The sequence below is a fragment of the Kitasatospora sp. NPDC043949 genome (assembly GCF_056435365.1).
This window is the reverse complement of sequence record NZ_JBWKEQ010000031.1, coordinates 38092-59572: the sequence shown is the minus strand read 5'-3', so window position 1 is coordinate 59572 and position 21481 is coordinate 38092. Positions and strand designations below refer to the sequence as shown.

Annotated in this window: 22 protein-coding genes; 3 read left to right on the top strand and 19 right to left on the bottom strand. The window is 71.7% G+C overall.

Annotated features, from left to right (window positions below):
* Positions 1-56: 56 nt before the first annotated feature.
* The 16 genes from AC07AL_RS24330 to arc form a co-directional block, all read right to left on the bottom strand.
* The gene (locus tag AC07AL_RS24330) at positions 57-1226 is read right to left on the bottom strand and encodes an NAD(P)/FAD-dependent oxidoreductase (protein WP_478318150.1); all 1170 of its coding nucleotides are present in this window, start codon (positions 1224-1226) and stop codon (positions 57-59) included.
* A 163-nt stretch (positions 1227-1389) separates the two neighbouring features.
* On the bottom strand, positions 1390-2331 hold the full coding sequence (gene tatC, locus AC07AL_RS24325; protein ID WP_363618122.1) for a twin-arginine translocase subunit TatC: 942 nt from the start codon (positions 2329-2331) through the stop codon (positions 1390-1392).
* A 76-nt stretch (positions 2332-2407) separates the two neighbouring features.
* A complete protein-coding gene (tatA, locus tag AC07AL_RS24320; protein WP_363583888.1) occupies positions 2408-2725 on the bottom strand; it encodes a Sec-independent protein translocase subunit TatA in 318 nt (105 codons plus the stop codon).
* Positions 2726-3010: 285 nt separating this feature from the next.
* The gene (locus AC07AL_RS24315; RefSeq protein WP_360230298.1) at positions 3011-3187 is read right to left on the bottom strand and encodes a hypothetical protein; all 177 of its coding nucleotides are present in this window, start codon (positions 3185-3187) and stop codon (positions 3011-3013) included.
* A 54-nt stretch (positions 3188-3241) separates the two neighbouring features.
* Complete coding sequence (locus AC07AL_RS24310) at positions 3242-3472, bottom strand: hypothetical protein (protein ID WP_063346907.1); 231 nt, start codon at positions 3470-3472, stop codon at positions 3242-3244.
* 3 nt (positions 3473-3475) lie between these two features.
* Positions 3476-4423 carry a helix-turn-helix transcriptional regulator gene (locus AC07AL_RS24305; protein ID WP_363618486.1) on the bottom strand — a complete coding sequence of 316 codons (948 nt, stop codon included), beginning with the start codon at positions 4421-4423 and terminating at the stop codon, positions 3476-3478.
* Positions 4424-4449: 26 nt separating this feature from the next.
* A complete protein-coding gene (locus tag AC07AL_RS24300; protein WP_350877984.1) occupies positions 4450-5442 on the bottom strand; it encodes a helix-turn-helix transcriptional regulator in 993 nt (330 codons plus the stop codon).
* 165 nt (positions 5443-5607) lie between these two features.
* Complete coding sequence (locus tag AC07AL_RS24295) at positions 5608-6015, bottom strand: FKBP-type peptidyl-prolyl cis-trans isomerase (RefSeq protein WP_400329704.1); 408 nt, start codon at positions 6013-6015, stop codon at positions 5608-5610.
* Between the two features lie 278 nt (positions 6016-6293).
* Complete coding sequence (locus AC07AL_RS24290) at positions 6294-7604, bottom strand: FKBP-type peptidyl-prolyl cis-trans isomerase (protein ID WP_363583894.1); 1311 nt, start codon at positions 7602-7604, stop codon at positions 6294-6296.
* A gap of 246 nt (positions 7605-7850) precedes the next feature.
* Positions 7851-8837 (bottom strand): FKBP-type peptidyl-prolyl cis-trans isomerase, encoded by a 987-nt coding sequence (locus AC07AL_RS24285; protein ID WP_363583896.1) that lies wholly within the window; start codon positions 8835-8837, stop codon positions 7851-7853.
* 136 nt (positions 8838-8973) lie between these two features.
* Positions 8974-10335: a Pup--protein ligase gene (gene pafA, locus AC07AL_RS24280; protein WP_363583898.1), complete on the bottom strand. Its 1362-nt coding sequence runs from the start codon at positions 10333-10335 to the stop codon at positions 8974-8976.
* A 121-nt stretch (positions 10336-10456) separates the two neighbouring features.
* Positions 10457-11212 (bottom strand): proteasome subunit alpha, encoded by a 756-nt coding sequence (prcA, locus tag AC07AL_RS24275; protein WP_363583900.1) that lies wholly within the window; start codon positions 11210-11212, stop codon positions 10457-10459.
* A 31-nt stretch (positions 11213-11243) separates the two neighbouring features.
* Complete coding sequence (prcB, locus tag AC07AL_RS24270; protein WP_363583902.1) at positions 11244-12086, bottom strand: proteasome subunit beta; 843 nt, start codon at positions 12084-12086, stop codon at positions 11244-11246.
* A gap of 163 nt (positions 12087-12249) precedes the next feature.
* On the bottom strand, positions 12250-12468 hold the full coding sequence (locus AC07AL_RS24265) for a ubiquitin-like protein Pup (protein ID WP_031069167.1): 219 nt from the start codon (positions 12466-12468) through the stop codon (positions 12250-12252).
* A gap of 174 nt (positions 12469-12642) precedes the next feature.
* A complete protein-coding gene (gene dop / locus AC07AL_RS24260; protein ID WP_208869055.1) occupies positions 12643-14154 on the bottom strand; it encodes a depupylase/deamidase Dop in 1512 nt (503 codons plus the stop codon).
* A gap of 230 nt (positions 14155-14384) precedes the next feature.
* Positions 14385-16151, bottom strand: a complete 1767-nt coding sequence (arc, locus tag AC07AL_RS24255) for a proteasome ATPase (RefSeq protein ID WP_363583904.1) — start codon at positions 16149-16151, stop codon at positions 14385-14387.
* Between the two features lie 283 nt (positions 16152-16434).
* On the opposite strand from arc, the gene AC07AL_RS24250 reads away from it, so the two are divergent.
* Positions 16435-16740: a ferredoxin gene (locus AC07AL_RS24250; protein ID WP_363583906.1), complete on the top strand. Its 306-nt coding sequence runs from the start codon at positions 16435-16437 to the stop codon at positions 16738-16740.
* A 13-nt stretch (positions 16741-16753) separates the two neighbouring features.
* Here AC07AL_RS24250 and AC07AL_RS24245 read toward each other — a convergent pair whose 3' ends face one another.
* The 3 genes from AC07AL_RS24245 to AC07AL_RS24235 form a co-directional block, all read right to left on the bottom strand.
* Positions 16754-17359: a hypothetical protein gene (locus AC07AL_RS24245; protein ID WP_478318145.1), complete on the bottom strand. Its 606-nt coding sequence runs from the start codon at positions 17357-17359 to the stop codon at positions 16754-16756.
* A 125-nt stretch (positions 17360-17484) separates the two neighbouring features.
* A complete protein-coding gene (locus AC07AL_RS24240) occupies positions 17485-18444 on the bottom strand; it encodes a tRNA (adenine-N1)-methyltransferase (protein ID WP_350877994.1) in 960 nt (319 codons plus the stop codon).
* 45 nt (positions 18445-18489) lie between these two features.
* Positions 18490-19710, bottom strand: a complete 1221-nt coding sequence (locus AC07AL_RS24235; RefSeq protein ID WP_363583910.1) for a site-2 protease family protein — start codon at positions 19708-19710, stop codon at positions 18490-18492.
* A gap of 168 nt (positions 19711-19878) precedes the next feature.
* On the opposite strand from AC07AL_RS24235, the gene AC07AL_RS24230 reads away from it, so the two are divergent.
* The gene (locus AC07AL_RS24230; protein ID WP_363583912.1) at positions 19879-20787 is read left to right on the top strand and encodes a RecB family exonuclease; all 909 of its coding nucleotides are present in this window, start codon (positions 19879-19881) and stop codon (positions 20785-20787) included.
* Positions 20787-21458, top strand: a complete 672-nt coding sequence (locus AC07AL_RS24225) for a response regulator (RefSeq protein WP_063346919.1) — start codon at positions 20787-20789, stop codon at positions 21456-21458. The genes AC07AL_RS24230 and AC07AL_RS24225 overlap by 1 nt, the downstream gene beginning before the upstream one ends.
* Positions 21459-21481 lie beyond the last annotated feature (23 nt).

Genomic DNA, 21481 nt, shown 5'->3' with positions numbered 1-21481 from the left:
CGGTCGACGAACGAGCATGGTCGGCAGGCGGACAGCGGTGGTCGAGGAGCCTGGGCTCAGTCCCCGGCGTCCGACGGGAAGCGGTCCGGGAGGAACGGCGCGAGGTCCAGTTCCGGCTGCTTGCCGGTCAGTTGCTCGCTGATCAGCAGGCCGGTCGCCGGAGCCAACCCGATGCCGGCGCCCTCGTGCCCGCAGGCATGGTAGAGCCCGGGCACCCTGGGGTCCTCGCCGATGGCGGGCAGGTGGTCCGGCAGGTACGGACGGAAGCCCCGGTAGGTGCGCATCACGGTGACGTCCGCGAGCACCGGGAAGAGCGCCGCGGCCTGGGCGGCGAGCCGCCGCAGCACCTCCTGGGAGAGGGTGCGGTCGAAGCTGACCCGTTCGCGGCTGGCGCCGATGAGCACCGGCCCGCCGGGGGTGCCCTCGACCACGGCGGAGGTCTGGAGCCCGGCCGAGCCGCTGGCGACGTCGGCGACGTAGTCGGCGGCATAGACCTTGTGCCGGACGATCCGCGGCAGCGGCTCGGTGACCAGGACGAAGCCGCGGCGGGGCATCACCGGCAGGTGCACCCCGGCCAACCCGGCCAGTTCGCCGCCCCAGGTGCCGGTCGCGTTGACGACGGCGGGGGCGTCGAGTCTGCGGCGGTCGGTCCGCACGCCGCGCACGGCGCCGTCCGGCCCCCGGTGCACGGCGGTCACGGTCTCGCCGGTGATCAGCTCGGCGCCCATCCGGCGGGCCTCGCGCAGCAGGTGGGCGGCGGCGAGGGCGGGCTGGACCTGGGCGTCCTGCGGGTAGTGGAAGCCGCCGGCGAGGCCGGGGGCGAGGTGCGGCTCCAGCTCGTGCAGCCGCTCGGCGGGGATCTCCTCGGCGGTGACGCCGGCGGCGGCCTGGCCGACGGCGAAGGCCCGCAGGGCGTCCTGCCCGGCCGGGGTGGAGGCGATCACCACGCCGCCCTTGGGCTCGTACTCCACGGCCGCGCCGAGGTGTTCGGCGAGGTCGTGCCAGAGCCGGGTGCTGAGCAGGGCGAGGTCGAGTTCGGGCCCGGGCTCCTTGTCGGAGACCAGCAGGTTGCCCTCGCCGGCGCCGGTGGTGCCGCCGGCCACCGGCCCGCGGTCGACGACGGCGACGGTGAGCCCGGCGCGGGCCGCGTAGTAGGCGCAGGCGGCGCCGACCACGCCGGCGCCGACCACGACGACATCCAGGGGAGGTCTCTGGGTCTTGAGCACGTCAGTAATATGTCACATGCCATCCACCCTGCCAAGACCACCCGCCGAATCCCGCACCGGGCCGGAGCAGCACAAAAGCCCGGGCTCACCGGGCCGGAGCAGCGCAAAGGCCCCGGCCCACCGCGTCGGGCGGCGGGCCGGGGCCTCAGGGTGCGCTACCGGCTCAGGTGATGTCGTCGATCTGCTCGTGACGGGCCGCCGGCACCGGGGCGCCCGCCGTCGGCGCGGCCGAGGCCTGGACCATCTCCGTACCGGCCACCGGCTGCACCGAGAGGTCCAGCTCCGAGGCCTCCTCGTCGCTCAGTCCGGCATCGGGGTCGCGGCGCTCCTTGCGCCTGTCGTTGAAGATCGCGATGCCCACCGCGAGGAAGTACAGCGCCCAGATCGGCGCGGCCAGCGTGAGCATGCTCACCGGATCGGCGCTCGGGGTGGCGAAGGCGGCGAAGACCGTGATGCCCATGACCATGCCGCGCCACCAGCCGAGCAGCCGCTTGCCGGTGACCATGCCGACCATGTTCATCATCACCAGCAGCAGCGGGAACTCGAAGGCCAGGCCGAAGACCAGCACCATCCGGGTGGCGATGTCGAGGTAGTCCTCGGGCGGCAGGATCGGCGTGGTCTTGTCCGGGGTGAACGAGATCAGCACGTCGACGGTGGTCGGCAGCACCAGGATGGCGCAGCCCACGCCGGCCAGGAAGAGCGGCGCCCCGCACAGCATGAAGATGACGGCGTACTTCTTCTCGTGCCGGTGCAGACCGGGTGCCACGAAGGCCCAGACCTGGTAGAGCCAGACCGGCACGGTCGCGACCACACCGGCCGTCAGTGACACCTTGAGCATCCAGGTGAAACCGGCGGTCAGACCGATGTTGGAGACCTGGGCGCACTTGCCCTTGAAGTGGTCGGCAGTCTCCACGGTGCAGCGCGGCAGCGGCTCCAGCAGGAAGTTCTCGATCTGCCTGTGGTAGATCGCCGCCACGATGGTGATCAGCACGATCGCCAGGACCGACTTGACCACGCGGTTGCGCAGTTCCCGCAGGTGGTCGGTGAGGGCCATCCGCCCCTCAGGATCCTTGGACGCCTTCGACGCCTTGGAGAGCTTGCTCAACCCCGGTCCTCAACTCGTGCGTCGAGGCCCGCCGGTCGACGGGCCTCCGTGGTCGCGTTCGTCACGTGCGCCGCACTCAGTGCGGGCGGTCGCCGTCGGCCGCGGACGGCCCGGCGGCGGGCTCGGCCACCGGGCGGGCGGTGCCCGAGGCGCCCGGAGCGGCCTGGATGGTCCTGGCCGCGGTCGTCGCCGAACCGCCGTCGACCCGGGGCGCCGGAGGCGGCGTCGCGGCGGCGTCCTCCTCGGCGCCGTCCGAGCGCATGGCCTTGGCCTCGCTCTTCAGGATCCGCATCGACTGCCCGAGCGAGCGAGCCAGGTCGGGCAGCCGCTTGGCGCCGAACAGCAGGACGGCGAAAATCACGACCACCACGATCGCGGTCATCGAGATGCGCATTGCGCGACCACCTTCACTCATGGCGACCCGTCGGGCCCCCCGCCGCGGATGGTAACCGCTGCGGATGACGCCACGACGACGGCCGCCCGAACAGGACAGCGGCCCCGGTTCGCAGTTCAGGAGCCATCTGCAGGAGCCATCTGAGAGCGTAACCCGCCCCCGCCTCCCCGCAGCAGCCCCCGTACCACCGACGGCCCTCCTGTGCTACCGAACAGGCGCTACCGGACAGGCACTACCGGACGGCCTACCCGGCGGGGCGCCACCGGAAGGGCGCCACGGACGGCCCTACCGAGCCGGTACGGCCTCCGCCAGCTCCCCCGCCGCCTCGGCCAGCGCCCGCGAGGCCGCGTCCACGCCCTTGGCCAGCGCCCGCACGTCCAGCCAGAGCCGGATCGCGAGCACCCCGAGGACCAGCAGGCCCGCGGTGGCGAGCAGGACGGCGGCGACGAGCATCCAGGACATGCGCCCCACTCTATCGGGCCCGGCCCCCCGGCCTGGTCCGGAGGAGAGCGCCCGCTACCCCTCGGCCGGGACGAGCCGCATGGTGCGCACCCCGGCCCCGACGAGCGCCGCGACGATCTTCTCCCCGGCCGGCTTGCGCACCGCCGCCCCGCAGAGCGGGCAGCCGAAGCTGTAGTGCGCCTGGGCCGGGGTGCGACCGAGGGTCAGCCGGAACTCCTCCGCCGGGAGCTCGACCTTCTCCCGGCACTCGGAGCAGTACACCTTGAATCTGGTCCCGGGCTCCACCGATCAGACCCGCCCCTCCCCGTCGGCGACGGTCTGCTCCCCGTAAGCGGCCAGCGCCTCCAGGGCGGCCGCGCGGGCCTGCCCGGCCAGCCCGGGCGGCGAGACGATCCGGCCGTCCCGGCCCAGCCGCAGCGCCAGCGGGCGCAGCTGGGAGGGATCGGCGCTGCGCAGGGTGATCCGCAGCCCGCCGTCGGGCAGTTCCTCGGCCCGGTCGTGGGTGTAGTACTCGGCCACCCAGCGTCCGCCGGAGGTGACCTCGACGACCACCTCGGGGTCGTCCGCGGACGGGTTGACCAGCCCGCCGCTCAGGTCGCGCGGCTCGCGCCGCGGCGGGTCGGCGGGGACGTCCAGCACCCGGATCTCGGCGACCCGGTCCAGCCGGAACATCCGGTGGTCCTCGGAGGTGCGGCACCAGGCCTCGAGGTAGGTGTGGCCCTCGGTGAGCAGCCGGATCGGGTCGACCTCGCGCTCGGTCATCCCGCCGCGCCCGTGCGAGTAGTAGCGCAGCCACAGGCGGCGCCCCTCGCTGAGCGCGCGGTCGATGTCGGCGAACACGTGGCCCTCCGCCTCGAAGGTCACGCCGACCCGGGCGCTGCCGGCGGCGCTCTCGCCCGCCGCGTTCTCGATCTTGACGACGGCCCGGGTGAGCGCCTCCCGGTCGCCGGCCCGCAGGCCGGGCAGCCCGGCCACCGCACGGGCGGCGACCAGCAGCGCGGTGGCCTCGTCGGCGGCGAGGCGCAGCGGCTGGGCCACGTCGTCGACGTTGTGCCACCAGATCCGCTCGCCGTCGGTGTCGATGTCGAGCAGGTCGCCGCCGCGGAAGCTGGTGCCGCACATCGGCAGCACGTTGAGGTCCCCGATCAGCTCGCGCTCGGAGATCCCGAACGCGCGGGCCACCTCGGCCACCTCGGCGCCGGGGCGCTCGCGCAGGTAGGTGACCAGCGACAGCATCCGCCGCGTCTGGTCGATCGCGTTGCTCACGCCTGAACCCCTCCGCTTCCGTTCACCACGTCCAGCCCGGCCACGGCCCGCAGCCGGTCGATCACGTCGGCCCGCAGCTCCTCGGGCCCGAGCACCAGCACGTCCGGCCCGAACTCGGCGAGGTCGGCGCCCAGCCCGTTGCCGTACGGGATCTCCAGCTCGTCCCAGCCGTCGTCCACCCGCGCGCTGCTCAGCGCCTTGGTGCGCAGCGGGAAGCCCGCTCCCCGGCGGACCCGGACGGTGGCGGTGGCGGTGGCGCCCTCGCCCGCGAACTTGGCGACGGTCGCGCGGACGTCGACGTGCTCGGGCACGGTGCCGAGGAAGGCGCCGGTCCTGGCCCGGACCTTGCCGGTGATCCGGCTGAGCCGGAACACCCGGGCGTCGCCGCGGTCGCGGTCCCACCCGGCCAGGTACCAGTGCCCGCGCCAGCACTCCAGCGCCCACGGCTCGACGGTGCGCAGCTCGCCGGCGGCGGCGCCGGCCTTGCGGTACTCGAAGCCGACCGGACGGCGGTCCCGGGCGGCGGTGAGCAGCGGCTCGAACGCGGCCTCCCGGGCGGGGATGCGCGGCTCCAGGGCGGTCCGGCCCTCGGGCTCGGCGAACGGCACCCCGGCGGCGCGCAGCTTCTGCAGCGCGCCGCTGGCCGCGCCGGACATCTTGGCCTGCTGCCAGACCCGGGCGGCCAGGGTCAGCGCGGCCGCCTCCTCGGCGTCCAGCGCGATCTCGGGCAGCCGGTTGCGGTCGGCGCGGGCCAGGTAGCCGAGCTCGCCGTCCAGGGCGCTCTCGTCGACGTCGATCACCAGGCCGAGTTCGCGCAGGTCGTCCTTGTCCCGCTCGAACATCCGGTTGAAGGCGTCCTCGCTGCTGTTCTGCCAGGCCTCGCGGTACGCCTCGATGGATTCCCGCAGCTCCTTCTTGGAGAGCGGACGTCTGGTGTTCATCAGGCACAGGGCGAGATTCATCAGCCGCTCTGCCTTGGCGATCGCCATCGCTGACCCTTCCGGTGTGCCGCGCCGTGCGCGGGGTGCGCCAACCGGGCGATCACCACCCGGCGGGACCGACCGTACCGGTAGCGGTACGCACGGCAAAAGCGGCCTCCCGAAACGCCCGTGGGCCGGGCCCCCGGAGGGGTCCGGCCCACGGCCGCGGCAGGCTCAGACGCCCAGCAGGTCGACCACGAAGATCAGGGTCGAGCCCGCCGGGATCAGCGGGGTCGGCGACTGGTTGCCGTACGCCAGGTGCGACGGGATGGTCAGCTCGCGGCGACCGCCGACCTTCATGCCGACGACGCCCTGGTCCCAGCCCTTGATGACGCGGCCGCCGCCCAGCGGGAAGCGGAACTCGTTCGGGGTCCGGTTCCAGCTCGCATCGAACTCCTCGCCGGTCTCGAAGGTCACGCCGACGTAGCGGACCTTGACGTTGTGGCCCGGCTTGGCCTCCTCGCCGTCACCGACGACGATGTCGCGGATCTGCAGGTCCGCCGGGGCGTCGCCGATCGGGAAGTCGATCTCGGGCTTCTCGTTGAGGTTGACGCTCACAGTCCCTCTTCTCACGTTTCGCATTGCAGTCACGACCAAGCGGCGGGGGGCCCCCCCCCCCCCCCCCTCCCCCCCCCCCCCCCCCGCGCCCCCCCCCCCGGGTTGGGTCGTGACGCCCGCCGAACCCACAATGCCCCCCCCCCCCCCCTTCCCCCCAAACCGCGCCCACCCCCCCCGGCCCGCCCCCCCCCCCCCCCCCTCCCCTCTCCTCCCCCCCCCCCCCCCCCCCCACCGCCCGGGGTGGTCCGGCCACGCGGCCGGACCTGAAGGTCACACGCACACCATTGTCACCCGAAAGTGGATCAGCCCTGACCGGCGTCCAGGATGTCCACCACGAAGACCAGCGGCGCGCCAGGCGGGATGTCGCCCTGGCCCTTGTCGCCGTAGGCCAGCGCGGCCGGGATCACCAGCTCCACCCGGCTGCCGACGGTCTGGCCCACCAGCCCCTGGTCCCAGCCCTGGATGACCTGGCCACCGCCGACCGGGAAGGAGAACGCCTGGCCCTTGCTGAGCGAGGAGTCGAACATCTTGCCGTCCTTGAACAGCGCGCCGGTGTACTGGACGACGACCTTCTCGCCCTTCTCCACCGCCGGCCCGGTGCCCTTGATCAGGACGTGCGACTTCAGCTCGGTCGGGTCCTTCGCGCCGGCCACCGGGGTGATCTCGGCCGGCTTCTTGCCGTTGTCCTTGACCTGCGGGAAGTCCGCGGGCGGCGGCGTGACGGTGCCGCTCACCACGGCGTCGGGCGCGTTGGCGTTGCGGATGTCGATCACGAAGATCAGGTCGTCCTTCGCCCCGATCGACATGTCGGCCTTGCCCTGGGAGCCGAACGCGGCGGCCGGCGGGGCCACCACGAGGACCCGGCTGCCGGCCTTCTTCCCGACCACGGCCTGGTCCAGCGCCGGGATCAGCGCGTCGGTGCCGGCCTGGAAGATCTGCGGCTTGCCGTTGTTGTCGTACGAGCTCGGGATGTCCTTGCCGGTGGTCCAGTCCTTGGCGGTGTAGTCCACCGAGGTCCAGGAGTTCTTGTCCACCTTGGGGCCGGTGCCCTCGGTCAGCACCTTCACCACGAAGGAGCCGTCGGAGGCCTCGCCCGGCACCTGGATCTCGGCCTTCTTGCCGAAGTCACCGGTGACGGTGGGCAGCACCTTGGCGCTGTCCTTGATCGGCGGCACCGGGTCGGCGGTCGGCGTGGGCGGCGCGCTCTTGGCGGCGTCCGGCTTGGCGGCGGTGTCCGACTTGCCGTCCTTGTTCACCAGGTACAGCGTCACGGCACTGCCGGCCAGCAGCACGGCCAGCACCGTGCCGAGGATCACGCCCAGCCGGCCCACCCCGGGCGGGTTCTCGTCGTACCCGGCCTCCGAGGTGTCGCCCCGACGCACGGTGGAGGCGAAGATCTGCGGGGTGTCGTCCGTCTTGGTCCCGCCCGAGGCGCGCGGCTGCTCGCCGGGCTGCGCCCAGCCGGCCTGCTGCTTCAGGATCGACGGCGGGACGACGATCGACTCGCCGTCCCCCGGGAGCGGGCCGCCGGGACGCGAGGCGGCCGGGTCACCCGCAGAGCTGTCGTTCGCCGCGGTGCCGGCCCCGCCCGGGCTCGGCGTCTTCTCAGTCATGACTCCCCATCCATCTCGCCACGAGGTCTTCCAGGTCTGCGACCGGCGTGCTGACTGCCGGTCTGCCGTCGCACCGTCCGCCCCGGACCTCGACGCCGGGCGGCGCCTGCCACAGTGCGAGGGCAGTATGACAGCTCAGGATGAGGGCGGACGCTTCGTTGTACGAGCGTCCGCCCAAGCGTACGGAATCCCAGGGGGGACTTCCTAGAGCGTGTCCGCCCTAAACCGCTTCCCTGAGCCGCTTCCCTAAACCGCTTCCAGAACGTCGATCACGAAGACCAGCGTCGAGTTGGGCGGCACCGAGCCCTGCGCCTGGTCCTTGTAGCCGAGCCCGGGCGGCACCACGAGCAGGATCCGGCTGCCGACGGTCTGGCCGACCAGCGCCTTGTCCCAGCCCTCGATCACGCTGCCGGTGCCGATCTGCACCGCCTGCGCGCCCCCGTGCGTCCAGGAGGAGTCGAACTGCTGGCCGTTGTTCCAGAGCACCCCGGTGTACTGCACCACCAGGGTCTGCCCGCTCTTGACCTGCTTGCCCTCGCCCTTGATCAGCACCGCCTGCTCCAGGTCGGTGGGCGCGGCCTGCCCGGTCGGCACGGTGATCGTCACCGGGGCCTTGCCGTTGTCCTTGACCTGCGGCATCGTCGCCGGCGGCGGGGTCATGGCGCCGGTCAGCGTGGAGTCCTGCGGCAGGCTCTCCATGATGTCCAGGACGAACACCACCGTGTCGCCCTTGTTAACGCCGAGCTGGGTGCTGCCCTGCTCGCCGAAGGCCGCCGCCGGCGGGGCGACCACCAGCAGCCGGCTGCCGACCTTCTTGCCGATCACGCTCTGGTCCAGCGCCGGCACGAGCTGTCCGCTGCCGGCCTGGTAGAGCTGCGGCTTCCCGCTCGGGTCGTACGAGCTGGGCAGGTCCTTGCCGGTGGTCCAGTCCTTCGCCGTGTAGTTGACCGTCACCCAGTCGCCCTTGTTGACCGTCGACCGCTCGCCCTCGCTGACGGTGTTCACCACGAACTGGCCGCCGGGCTGGCCCTCCGGGAGGGTGATGGTGGCCTTGCTGCCGAAACCGCCCTCCGAGAGCGTGGGCATCGGCGACGCCTCGCCGACCGGTGCGGGCACCGTCGGAGGCGCGCTCGCCGCGGACGGAGTCGCCGGGCCGGCCGCCTTGGGCGAACTGCTGCAGGCGACCGCCAGCAGCAGGGGCAGGGTGAGTAGCAAACCGGCGGTGCGGCGCACGGTGGTCCTAACTGTCGATCGAGGTCGGCTCTCCTGACTTCGACGGACAGCGTATGCCCGGACGGCGTCCGGCCCCGGTAGACACCACCGGGGCCGGACACCGCCTTGATCACAAACCTGGGATCCCCTGCGGGGCTCACATCCCGGCGATCAGCTTCTCCACCCGCTCGTCCACCGAGCGGAACGGGTCCTTGCAGAGCACCGTGCGCTGCGCCTGGTCGTTCAGCTTCAGGTGCACCCAGTCCACCGTGAAGTCCCGGCGCTGCTCCTGCGCCCGGCGGATGAAGTCCCCGCGCAGCCGGGCCCGGGTGGTCTGCGGCGGGATGGACTTGGCCTCGAAGGTCTTGAGGTCGGTGGTCACCCGCTTCGCCTGGCCCTTGCCCTGGAGCAGGTAGAACAGGCCGCGCCGGCGGTGGATGTCGTGGTACGCCAGGTCGATCTGGGCCACCCGCGGGTTGGACATGCTCATCTGGTGCTTCTCGCGGTAGCGCTCGATGAGCTTGTACTTCATGATCCAGTCGATCTCGGTGGCCACCTCGTCCAGGTTCTCGGTGCGGACGGCCTCCAGGGTCCGGCCCCACAGTTCGAGCACCTGGCCGATGGTGCCGGTGTTGATGCCCTTGCGGTCGGCGAACTCCAGCGCCTTGGTGTAGTACTCCTCCTGGATGTCCAGCGCGCTGGCCTCGCGCCCGTTGGCGAGCCGCACCTGGTGGGTGCCGGTGAGGTCGTGGCTGACCTCGCGGATCGCCCGGATCGGGTTCTCCAGGGTGAGGTCGCGCATCACCACGCCGGCCTCGATCAGCCGCAGCACCAGGTCGGTGGCGCCGACCTTGAGCAGCGTCGTGGTCTCCGACATGTTGGAGTCGCCGACGATCACGTGCAGCCGGCGGTAGCGCTCGGCGTCCGCGTGCGGCTCGTCGCGGGTGTTGATGATCGGGCGGGAGCGGGTGGTGGCGGAGCTGACGCCCTCCCAGATGTGCTCGGCGCGCTGGCTGACGCAGTAGACCGCGCCGCGCGGGGTCTGCAGCACCTTGCCGGCGCCGCAGATCAGCTGGCGGGTCACCAGGAAGGGGATCAGCACGTCGGCCAGCCGGGAGAACTCGCCGTGCCGGGCCACCAGGTAGTTCTCGTGGCAGCCGTAGGAGTTGCCGGCCGAGTCGGTGTTGTTCTTGAACAGGTAGACGTCCCCCGCGATGCCCTCCTCGTGCAGCCGCCGCTCGGCGTCGACCAGGAGCCCTTCGAGGATCCGCTCGCCCGCCTTGTCGTGCGTCACCAGCTCGACCACGTCGTCGCACTCGGGGGTGGCGTACTCGGGGTGGGAGCCGACGTCGAGGTACAGCCGGGCGCCGTTGCGCAGGAAGACGTTGCTGCTGCGGCCCCAGGAGACGACCCGGCGGAACAAGTACCGCGCCACCTCGTCCGGCGACAGCCTGCGCTGCCCGCGGAACGTGCAGGTCACGCCGTACTCGTTCTCCAGCCCGAAAATCCGGCGGTCCATGAGCACTCCATTCTGTGTCGGAGCTGTCCGAAACCGCCTCCACGACGACTGGGCCGCCGCAGGGGCACCGGAGTCCCGTACGGCCTCCGTCCGGCCGCCGTACGGGACTCCGCAGGCACTGCTACTCCGGCGCGGTGTCCGCCGGGTCGTCCTCGTCGTCCGACTCGGCGGACTGGTCGCCGTCGAGCAGCCGGGCGAGCTGGTTGCCCAGGATGCGCTTGAACTTGCGCTGCTGGAACCGCTGGCGGTCGAGGACGGCCACCTCCAGCTGCTCCGGGGTGAGGGCGCGCGGGCTGCCGCCGTTGGGGTCGCGGGCGAGCGAGTCCACGGCGGCCCGGACCACCTCGGTGAGGCTCATCCCGGCCCGGTGGCGCTGGCCCAGGTAGTTGCCGATCGAGTCGGCGTTGCCGCCGACCACGACGTAGTTCTTCTCGTCGACGATCGAGCCGTCCGGGGTGAGGCGGTAGATCTGGTCCTCGTCCGCGGTGCGGCCGACCTCGGCCACGATCAGCTCGACCTCGTAGGGCTTCTCGCCGACCGAGGAGAAGATGGTACCGAGCGTCTGGGCGTAGACGTTGGCCAGGCCCCGGGCGGTGACGTCGGCCCGGTCGTAGGAGTAGCCGCGCAGGTCGGCGTAGCGGACGCCGCCGATGCGCAGGTTCTCGAACTCGTTGTAGCGGCCGACCGCCGCGAAGGCGATCTTGTCGTAGATCTCGGAGACCTTGTGAAGCGCTCTGGAGGTGTTCTCCGCGACGAAGACGATGCCGTCGGCGTAGGTGAGCACGACCACGCTGCGGCCGCGCGCGATGCCCTTGCGGGCGTACTCCGCGCGGTCCGCCATGGCCTGCTGGGGCGAGACGTAGAACGGTGTCGACACCGGCGGTCGTCCCTTTCCTGAGAGGTGATGGCTAGAGCAGCGGGGCCTGCGGGCCGTTGGGGTGCGAGCGGCGCTCGTCGGTGATCGCGACCGCGATCTCGGTGACCTCCGCGTCGGTGAGCCGGCGGAAGCCGTCCTCGGTGATCAGCGAGACGATCGGGAAGATCTTGCGGGCGAGGTCGGGGCCGCCGGTGGCGGAGTCGTCGTCGGCCGCGTCGTACAGCGCCTGGACGACGAGCATGGCGGCCTGGTCGGCCGTCAGGCCGTCGCGGTAGAGCTTCTTCATCGAGCCGCGGGCGAAGACCGAGCCCGAGCCGGTGGCGGCGAAGCCGCGCTCCTCGGAACGCCCGCCGGTGACGTCGTAGTTGAAGATCCGGCCGCGGCCGAGGTCCAGGTCGTAGCCGGCGAACAGCGGGACGACCGCCAGGCCCTGCATCGCCATGCCCAGGTTGCCCCGGATCATCGCGGTGAGCCGGTTGGCCTTGCCCTCCAGCGAGAGCACCGCGCCCTCGATCTTCTCGTAGTGCTCCAGCTCCAGTTGGAACAGCCGGACCATCTCGATGGCGAGGCCGGCGGTGCCGGCGATGCCGACCGCGCTGTACTCGTCGGCCGGGAACACCTTCTCCATGTCGCGCTGGGCGATCACGTTGCCCATCGTCGCCCGGCGGTCACCGGCGATCACCACGCCGCCGTCGAACACCGCGGCCACGATGGTGGTCCCGTGCGGGGCGTCGACCACGGCCCCCGCGGGGAGCCCGCGGTGGCCGGGGATCAGCTCCGGCCGGTGCTCGGCGAGGAAGTCCACGAAGGAGGAGGACCCCGGGGTCAGGAAGGCAGCCGGTAGACGCCCGGTGCCACGAGTGTTGGCTTCCACACGATTCCTTCCAGGTAGCTTGAAGCTCGCGTTGCCCGCACCCTACCCGCCCGACGATCACTGTCCACGCGCGCAGGGGGCCGGTGCCGGACGGCCGGGCGGCCCTCGCCGCCCGACCGCCCTCGACGGTCACGACCGTGAATTCCCGAATACCGGGGACGGGCTATTGCCCGCCCTTCTGCACGAATCCGCGGACGAAATCTTCCGCATTCGACTCCAGGACCTCGTCGATTTCGTCCAGCACCGCGTCGACGTCGTCGCTCAGCTTTTCCTGGCGTTCCTTGAGGTCGTCGGAATTCTGGGTTTCCGCGGCCTGCTCCTCGACCTCCTCGGAGGAGCGGTTCGCCCGCTGCTGGCCGCCGCCGGTGTCCTTGCTCGCCATTTCCCTCACCCCGCTCGATTCTTCTGGCACGGTTTGGTCGTTGCTTGCTGCACCGACCCTATACACAAGGTGCGACTGCCGCTCCCGGTTTGCCGGTGGCGCTTCCTGTCCAACACCCGCTGCCACCCCGGATGATTCCCATTCGGCGGACGTTCACCCATGGTGATCGAAAAGTTACCCGCCGGAGAGGACCCGTAGCAGGTCCTCCGCGGTGCGACAGCGGTCCAGCAGCTCCTTGACGTGGTTGCGGGTGCCCCGCAGCGGCTCCAGCGTGGGCACCCGCTGCAACGAGTCCCGGCCCGGCAGGTCGAAGATCACCGAGTCCCAGGAGGCCGCGGCGACGTGGTCGGCGTACTGCTCCAGGCAGCGCCCGCGGAAGTACGCCCGGGTGTCCTCCGGGGGCTTGGAGACGGCCCGCTCGACCTCCGCCTCGGTCACCAGCCGCTCGAACCGGCCGCGGGCCACCAGCCGGTTGTAGAGGCCCTTGTCGGGCCGCACGTCGCTGTACTGGAGGTCGACCAGGTGCAGCCGCGGGTTCTCCCACCCCAGGGCGTCCCGGCTGCGGTAGCCCTCCAGGATCTCCCGCTTGGCGATCCAGTCCAGTTGCCTGGAGAGCGACATCGGATCGCGCTCCAGCCGCCCGAGGACGTCCTCCCAGCGGGCCAGCACGTCCAGTGTCTGCTCGTCCGCGTCGGTGCCGAAGCGGTCCTCGACGTACTTGCGGGCCAGCTCGAAGTACTCCAGCTGGAGCTGGACGGCGGTGAGTTTGCGCCCGTTGCGCAGGGTGATCAGGTGCTTGAGCGTGGGGTCGTGGGAGACCCGGTGCAGGGTGCGCACCGGCTGGTCGACGGCGAGGTCGGAGGCGATGAAGGAGTCCTCGATCATCGACAGGACCAGTGAGGTGGTGCCCAGCTTGAGGTAGGTGGAGATCTCGGAGAGGTTGGCGTCCCCGATGATCACGTGCAGCCGGCGGTACTTCTCCGCGTCGGCGTGCGGTTCGTCCCGGGTGTTGATGATCGGGCGCTTGAGCGTGGTCTCCAGGCCGACCTCGACCTCGAAGTAGTCGGCCCGCTGGCTGATCTGGAAGCCGTGCGTCGAGCCGTCCTGGCCGATGCCGACCCGGCCGGCACCGGTGACCACCTGGCGGGAGACGAAGAACGGGGTGAGGTGGCGGACGATGTCGGCGAACGGCGTCGCCCGCTTCATCAGGTAGTTCTCGTGGGTGCCGTAGGAGGCGCCCTTGTTGTCGGTGTTGTTCTTGTACAGGTGGATGTTCTGCCCGTTGGGCAGTTCCAGCGCGCGCTGCGCGGCGGCGGCCATGATCCGCTCGCCGGCCTTGTCCCAGAGCACGGCGTCGCGCGGGTTGGTGACCTCGGGCGAGCTGTACTCGGGGTGCGCGTGGTCCACGTAGAACCGGGCCCCGTTGGTGAGGATGACGTTGGCCAGGCCGATGTCCTCGTCGGTCAGCTGGCTGGCGTCCGCCACCTCGCGCGCCAGGTCGAAGCCCCGGGCGTCACGCAGCGGGTTCTCCTCCTCGAAGTCCCAGCGGGCCCGCCGCGCCCGGTGCATCGCCGCCGCGTACGCGTTGACGATCTGGGACGAGGTGAGCATGGCGTTGGCGTTGGGGTGCCCGGGCACGGAGATCCCGTACTCGGTCTCGATGCCCATCACGCGCCGTACGGTCATGCGGCCCTCCTTGCCCGGTGCGCCGCCCCCCACGGGCGGAGCACGCCGACGTACCGCTGAACAACACCGGCGCCGGCGTTCTGCCCGCGATCGGTGGGTCGAGCCTAGAACCCGGCGCCGACGGGCGGACCCCGAGACGCGCCGTCCGGCTGCGGGGCCGCGAGGCGCCACAGCCGGACGGGGTGCGTGCTGTTCCGGGGACCGCCGGGCGGCCCGGTCTCACCGCGTGCTTACAGGTACTGCCCCGTGTTGGCGACAGTGTCGATCGAGCGGCCGGACTCGGCGCCCTGCTTGCCGGTGACCAGCGTGCGGATGAAGACGATCCGCTCGCCCTTCTTGCCGGAGATGCGGGCCCAGTCGTCCGGGTTGGTGGTGTTCGGCAGGTCCTCGTTCTCCTTGAACTCGTCCACGCAGGCGGCGAGCAGGTGGGAGACGCGCAGACCGCGCTGACCGTGGTCGAGGAAGTCCTTGATGGCCATCTTCTTCGCGCGGTCGACGATGTTCTGGATCATGGCGCCGGAGTTGAAGTCCTTGAAGTACAGGACCTCCTTGTCACCGTTGGCGTAGGTGACCTCCAGGAAGCGGTTCTCCTCGGTCTCGGAGTACATCCGCTCCACGACCGACTGGATCATCGCGGCCACCGTGGTGCCCAGGGAGCCGTCGTGCTCCTTGAGGTCGTCCGGGTGGAACGGCAGCGACTCCTTGAGGTACTTGGAGAAGATGTCCTTCGCGGCCTCGGCGTCCGGGCGCTCGATCTTGATCTTGACGTCCAGGCGGCCGGGCCGCAGGATCGCCGGGTCGATCATGTCCTCGCGGTTCGAGGCGCCGATGACGATGACGTTCTCCAGGCCCTCCACACCGTCGATCTCGGCGAGCAGCTGCGGGACGATGGTGTTCTCCACGTCCGAGCTGACGCCGGAACCGCGGGTGCGGAACAGCGACTCCATCTCGTCGAAGAAGACGATGACGGGCGTGCCCTCGCTCGCCTTCTCCCGGGCCCGCTGGAAGACCAGGCGGATCTGCCGCTCGGTCTCGCCCACGTACTTGTTGAGCAGTTCGGGGCCCTTGATGTTGAGGAAGTAGCTCTTCCCCTGGGGGCGTCCGGTGACCTCGGCGACCTTCTTGGCCAGCGAGTTGGCGACCGCCTTGGCGATCAGCGTCTTGCCGCAGCCGGGCGGGCCGTAGAGCAGCACGCCCTTGGGCGGACGCAGCTCGTACTCCTTGAAGAGGTCGGCGTGCAGGTAGGGCAGCTCGACCGCGTCCCGGATCAGCTCGATCTGGTTGCTCAGTCCGCCGATCTGGCGGTAGTCGATGTCCGGGACCTCTTCGAGGACCAGCTCCTCGACCTCGGACTTCGGCACGACCTCGTACACGTAGCCGGAGCGGGGCTCCAGCAGCAGGGCGTCCCCCGCCCGGACGGTGAGCTCGCGCAGCGGTTCGGCGAGGCGCACCACCCGCTCCTCGTCGGTGTGGCCGACGACCAGGGCGCGTTCGCCGTCCTCGAGGATCTCCTTGAGGGTGACGATCTCGCCGATGCGCTCGAAGGCCATCGCGTCCACGATGTTGAGGGCCTCGTTGAGCATCACTTCCTGGCCGCGCCGCAGTTCGTCGAGGGCGACGTTGGGGCTGACGTTCACGCGGAGCTTGCGCCCCCCGGTGAAGATGTCGGCGGTGCCGTCCTCGTTGGCCTCGAGGAAGGTGCCGAACCCGGCCGGGGGCTGTGCCAGCCGGTCCACTTCCTCCTTGAGGGCCACGATCTGGTCGCGGGCCTCTCGCAGGGTGGAGGCGAGCCGTTCGTTCTGGGCGGACACTCCGGCCAGGTTGGTCTGGAGCTCGACGATCCGCTCTTCGAGGATCCTCGAATTGCGCGGCGAGTCGGCGAGCTTGCGGCGCAGCACAGCGATTTCCTGCTCAAGGAACGAGACCTGAGCGGCCTCGTCGGAACCACGAGCGGGCCTGCCGGTGCTGCGGTTGTAGTCGTCATCGTGGGCTGCCACGGTCCTCACCTCCTCCGGGGAGCTGGACGCTTCCAGACCCTACCTGGGACCAGGGGTCCGTAAACCCCTAGATCAAGAAAGATGGAACGGGCGTGTCCGATCTTCGCCCCAGCGTGCTTCCCCTCTGCTAAGGGGATACCCACCGCTCACCACCCAAAGCGGGCCAGATGTATCGTCGAGCGAAGTGATATCCGATCGCGACCGGGCGCCTGGGTCCGATCGTTGTACGAATGGCGGGATTGCCCCGGAAAAGGGCGACCCGGGACAGAAACGGCAGGGGACCATGTCGGTAACCGAGCAGACGGCCGCGGCGGCCGAACAGCTGGAGGTGTGGATCGACCAGGATCTGTGCACCGGCGACGGCATCTGCGTGCAGTACGCACCCGAGGTCTTCGAGCTGGACATCGACGGCCTCGCCTACGTGAAGGGGCCGGACGACGAGCTGCGCCAGCAGCCCGGGGAGACCGCCCCGGTGCCGCTGACGATCCTTCAGGACGTGGTGGACTCGGCGAAGGAGTGCCCCGGCGACTGCATCCACGTGCGCCGGGTCACCGACCGGGTCGAGGTGTACGGGCCGGACGCGGACTGACGCGTCCTCCCCCTCAGGTCTGGCTGGCCGGGGCGGCGGTCTGGGAACGTTCCCAGCCGCCGCCCTTGCGCATCCAGGTGAGGTCGAGTGAGATGTCGGGACGGAAGCGCGGCACCTCGTCGCTCGAATACCCCTGCGCGTGGCCGGTGATGGCGCCGTCGGAACGCAGCGCGAGCCGGCCGAGGGTGAGGTTCTCGCGCTCGGAGAGGAGCGTGGCCAGCACCACCGGGCGGTCGCCGGGGCCGAAACCGAGCAGGTAGACGGCGTCCGGCGGGGTGCCGTTCTCGGCCGCGCAGTGCGCGGCGACGACCGTGCCGGGCCGTCCGTCGCCCAGGTCGGCCGGCATGCTGATGGCCGTCGCGACCGGGAACGGGCCGCAGTCGAGCGGAAGTTGGGCCTTGGCCGGGTCGGGGGCGGCACTCGCCCCGAGGGCCTTGGGAGTGCCGTGGACGGGCACCGGGGTGCCGGTGGCGGGGCTGGCGGCGAGGGCCGCGGCCACCACCGCGCCGCAGCCGGCCAGGGCCAGGGCCCAGTGCCAGGGGGCGGTGCGCGCGTGCCCGGGCCCGGTGCGGCCCCGCGGTGTCTGCTGTCCAGCCGTCGTCCCGACCGCGGTCTCCACCAGGCGTCCCCTCCAGTGCTCCCAGGAGCTGGTCTGCGTGCGCGAGCATCGTCCCACACGCCGGCGGCCGGAATGCCGAGGGGTGGCACGAGCAGGCTCGTACCACCCCTGGGAAGCGATCCCGGTCAGCCCAGGTCGGGCTGCTCGGTCTCGACGGCGCGGGCGGCGGCACGGGCCGCGGCGCGCTCCTGGAGGCTCGGCTCCGAGCCCCCGTTGTCGTAGTCCTCGCCGTACGCGCCCTTGGCCGGGCGGCGGCGGCGCAGCGGCGGCTCGACGCCGTCGGCGAGGCGGCGGGCGGTGAGCAGGAAGCCGGTGTGGCCGATCATCCGGTGGTCCGGGCGGACGGCCAGGCCCTCCAGGTGCCAGGTGCGGACCATGGTCTCCCAGGCCTGCGGCTCGGTGAAGGTGCCGTGGTCGCGCAGTGCCTCGACGGTCTTGGACATCTGCGTGGTGGTGGCCACGTAGCAGCAGATCAGGCCGCCGGGGACCAGCGCCTTGGAGGCGACGTCCAGGCACTCCCAGGGGGCGAGCATGTCGAGGATGACGCGGTCGACGTCGGCCTCGACCAGGTTGTCCTGGAGGTCTCCGACGGTGAGCTTCCACGCCGGGTGCGGCCCGCCGAAGTAGCGCTCGACGTTGCCCTTGGCGATGTCGGCGAAGTCCTGCCGGCGCTCGTACGAGGCCAGCATGCCGGTGTCGCCGACGGCGCGCAGCAGGTAGGTGGAGAGCGCGCCCGAGCCGACACCGGCCTCGACGACGCGGGCGCCGGCGAAGATGTCGGCCATGGCCAGGATCTGCCCCGCGTCCTTGGGGTAGATCACGGCGGCGCCGCGCGGCATGGACAGGACGTAGTCGGGGAGCAGGGGGCGCAGCGCGAGGTACGGGACGTTCCCCGTGGTGCGCACGACCGTGCCCTCGGGGGCGCCGATCAGCTCGTCGTGCGGGAACGCACCCTTGTGGGTGTGGAACTGGTTCCCGGCCTGGAGCGTGAACGTGTAGTGGCGGCCCTTGGGGTCGGTCAGCTGGACCTGGTCCCCGACCTGGAAGGGCCCGCGTCGGCGGGTGGCACCGGTCGGTTCGGACATGCGGTCAATCCTAAGGGAAGCGGACGGTCCGCCCGACCAGAGTGATCACCGGCCGGCGACGGCGGCGGTGAGGCGCTGCTCGATGTCGGTGAGCGCGGCCACGCCGAACACCCGGCCGTCCGCCTCGACCACCAGGTACTCCCCGGCCGGGGTGGCCTGGACGGCGCGCAGCAGGTCCTCGCCGCCGAGGTCGGCGTCCAGCCGAAGGCCGGGTTCGAGGTCGCGGGCGAGCGGGCCGACGGCGACCCACGGGCGGCGGTGCTCGGGCACCGCGCGGACGGCGGACTCGCGGACGATGCCGATCGGGTCGCCCCGACCGTCCACCACCACGACCGCGCCGGCCTGGGCCTCGCGGGCCCGGCGCAGCGCCTCGCCGAGCGGGGTGTCGGCGGTGACCTCGACGGTCCGGCGGGCGAACTCGCGCAGCCGCAGGCCGGGCAGCACCTCCTTGAGCCGGGCGTTGCGCAGGCTCCCGGTGGCGCCGTTCCAGATGATCGCGGCGAGGACGGCGGCCAGCACCGCGTCCACCAGGGTGTCGGTCGTGGTGCGTTCGATCCCGCGGGCGGCGCTGAACAGCGGCAGGCCGACCAGCACCGCGACGGCCAGCGCCCGGCCGACCCAGGCGGCGGCGACCGTGCCGGTCATCGCCTTGCCGCTGATCGCCCAGACGACCGCGCGCAGCATCCGGCCGCCGTCCAGCGGCAGGCCGGGCAGCAGGTTGAACGCGGCGACCACCAGGTTGGAGACCATCAGCCCGGTGAGCAGCACCCCGGGCACCGTGGAGAGCTCCACGGCCTGCATCGCGAGGTAGAACACGCCGCCGAGCACCAGCGAGAGCAGCGGGCCGACGAAGGCCAGCCAGAACTCGCGCCACGGGCTCTCGGCCTCGTTCTCGATCTCCGAGACGCCGCCGAAGAACTGGAGCTGGATCCGCCGTACACCGAGCCTGTAGCGCAGCGCGACCAGGGTGTGAGCGAGCTCGTGCACCAGGACGGAGGCGTAGAAGGCGACCGCGAAGAAGAACGCGAGCAGGTAGCGGGCGGCGCCGAGGTCCGGCAGGACGTCGCCGAGCTGGCCGCCGAACACCCAGGTGATCAGCGCGGCGATGACGAACCAGGAGGGGGTCACGTAGATGGGCACGCCGAAGGGGCGGCCCACCAGGAGGCCGCTGCCGCGCTCGGGCGGCCGGGGCGGTCGCCCTGCCGGGCGGCCGCCGTCGTCCTGCGGTGGCTGGTCGGAGGTCTGCTGCCCCCTGCTGTCGCTCACCGTGATCCCTTCGGTCGTCTGCCCCGTCGTGCCCCGGTGCGCCCACGCTACGTGATCGCGGCCCTCCGGTGGCGTGCGGCCCTCTGTCAGGCTTCATACCCACTGTGCCGCGCGGTGTGGCAGCACCGTGGCAGCAGGATGACAGCGAAGGGCAATAGGGTCGGAGGCATGCAGCAGACCGACACCACCAGCGCCGCCGGGGCCCCGGCGCGCCCGGCGGCGCCCCCGACCGGCCTGTCCCCGTCCCGGGCGGGGGACTTCCTGACCTGTCCCCTGCTGTACCGGCTGCGGGTGATCGACCGGCTGCCCGAGCCGCCGAGCGCGGCGGCGACCAGGGGCACGCTGGTGCACGCGGTGCTGGAGCGGCTCTTCGACAGCCCCGCGACCGATCGGACGCCGGAGCGGGCGCTGGGCCTGCTGCGCCCGCAGTGGGAGCGGCTGCTGGGCGAGCGCCCGGAGCTGGGCTCGCTGTTCCCGGACGATCCGGACGGCGCGGCGCTCGCCCGCTGGCTGGCGGACGCCGAGAAGCTGGTCGGCCAGTGGTTCCGGCTGGAGGACCCGACCCGGCTGCACCCGGTGGAGCGCGAGCTGTACGTGGAGACGGCCCTGGAGTCGGGGCTGCTGCTGCGCGGCTACATCGACCGGGTGGACGTCGCCCCGAGCGGTGAGGTCCGGCTGGTGGACTACAAGACCGGCCGGGCGCCCTCGCGGGACTTCGAGGGCAAGGCGATGTTCCAGATGAAGTTCTACGCGCTCGTGGTGTGGCGCTGGAAGGGTGTCGTCCCCAAGCGGCTCCAGCTGGTCTACCTCGGCGGGGGCGGGGACGTGGTCAGCTACGACCCGGACGAGGCCGACCTGCTCGCGGTGGAGCGCAAGCTGCGGGCGCTCTGGGAGCGGATCACCCACGCGGTGGCCACCGGGGAGTTCCCGGCGACCCGCAACCGCCTCTGCGACTGGTGCGACCACCAGGCCAGTTGCCCGGAGTTCGGCGGCACTCCCCCGCCGTACCCGCTGCCGCTGTCGCGTACGTCTGACGAAGACGATCCCACGGGGGATCAGATGAGCAAGGAGTCCTAGTGACGATCCGAGTGCTGCTGGTCGACGACCAGCCGCTGCTGCGCACCGGTTTCCGGATGATCCTGGAGGCCGAGTCCGACCTGGTCGTGGTCGGCGAGGCCGGCGACGGTCAGCAGGCGCTGGACCAGGTGCGGGCGCTGCAGCCCGACGTGGTGCTGATGGACATCCGGATGCCCAGGATGGACGGCGTCGAGGCGACCCGCAGGATCGCCGGCCCCGGGCGGGACGGCCCGGCCAAGGTGCTGGTGCTGACCACCTTCGACCTGGACGAGTACGTGGTGGAGGCGCTGCGCGCGGGCGCCAGCGGCTTCCTGCTGAAGGACGTCCCGGCGGAGGAACTGGTGCAGGCGATCCGGGTGGTGGCGGACGGCGCGGCGATGCTGGCGCCGAGCATCACCCGCCGGCTGCTGGACATGTACGCCACCAAGCTGCCCTCGGGCGAGGAGGCGCCGCCGCAGGCGCTGAGCGCGCTGACCGAGCGCGAGCTGGAGGTGCTGAAGCTGGTGGCGCGCGGGCTCTCGAACGCGGAGATCGCGGCCGAACTGTTCGTCAGCGAGACCACCGTGAAGACGCACGTCGGCCATGTGCTGACCAAGCTCCAGCTGCGCGACCGGGTGCAGGCGGCGGTGTACGCGTACGAGAGCGGGCTGGTGCGCCCGGGCGCCCTGTAGACCCTGCAGCCGACGGCCCGCCC

Excerpts from the sequence above, each read along its gene's own strand:
- tatA (WP_363583888.1), bottom strand. The coding sequence starts at position 2,725 with ATGCGCATCTCGATGACCGCGATCGTGGTGGTCGTGATTTTCGCCGTC.
- AC07AL_RS24315 (WP_360230298.1), bottom strand. The coding sequence starts at position 3,187 with ATGTCCTGGATGCTCGTCGCCGCCGTCCTGCTCGCCACCGCGGGCCTG.
- AC07AL_RS24305 (WP_363618486.1), bottom strand. The coding sequence starts at position 4,423 with ATGCTGTCGCTGGTCACCTACCTGCGCGAGCGCCCCGGCGCCGAGGTG.
- AC07AL_RS24300 (WP_350877984.1), bottom strand. The coding sequence starts at position 5,442 with ATGGCGATCGCCAAGGCAGAGCGGCTGATGAATCTCGCCCTGTGCCTG.
- AC07AL_RS24295 (WP_400329704.1), bottom strand. The coding sequence starts at position 6,015 with ATGCGAAACGTGAGAAGAGGGACTGTGAGCGTCAACCTCAACGAGAAG.
- AC07AL_RS24290 (WP_363583894.1), bottom strand. The coding sequence starts at position 7,604 with ATGACTGAGAAGACGCCGAGCCCGGGCGGGGCCGGCACCGCGGCGAAC.
- pafA (WP_363583898.1), bottom strand. The coding sequence starts at position 10,335 with ATGGACCGCCGGATTTTCGGGCTGGAGAACGAGTACGGCGTGACCTGC.
- AC07AL_RS24265 (WP_031069167.1), bottom strand. The coding sequence starts at position 12,468 with ATGGCGAGCAAGGACACCGGCGGCGGCCAGCAGCGGGCGAACCGCTCC.
- dop (WP_208869055.1), bottom strand. The coding sequence starts at position 14,154 with ATGACCGTACGGCGCGTGATGGGCATCGAGACCGAGTACGGGATCTCC.
- AC07AL_RS24250 (WP_363583906.1), top strand. The coding sequence starts at position 16,435 with ATGTCGGTAACCGAGCAGACGGCCGCGGCGGCCGAACAGCTGGAGGTG.
- AC07AL_RS24240 (WP_350877994.1), bottom strand. The coding sequence starts at position 18,444 with ATGTCCGAACCGACCGGTGCCACCCGCCGACGCGGGCCCTTCCAGGTC.
- AC07AL_RS24230 (WP_363583912.1), top strand. The coding sequence starts at position 19,879 with ATGCAGCAGACCGACACCACCAGCGCCGCCGGGGCCCCGGCGCGCCCG.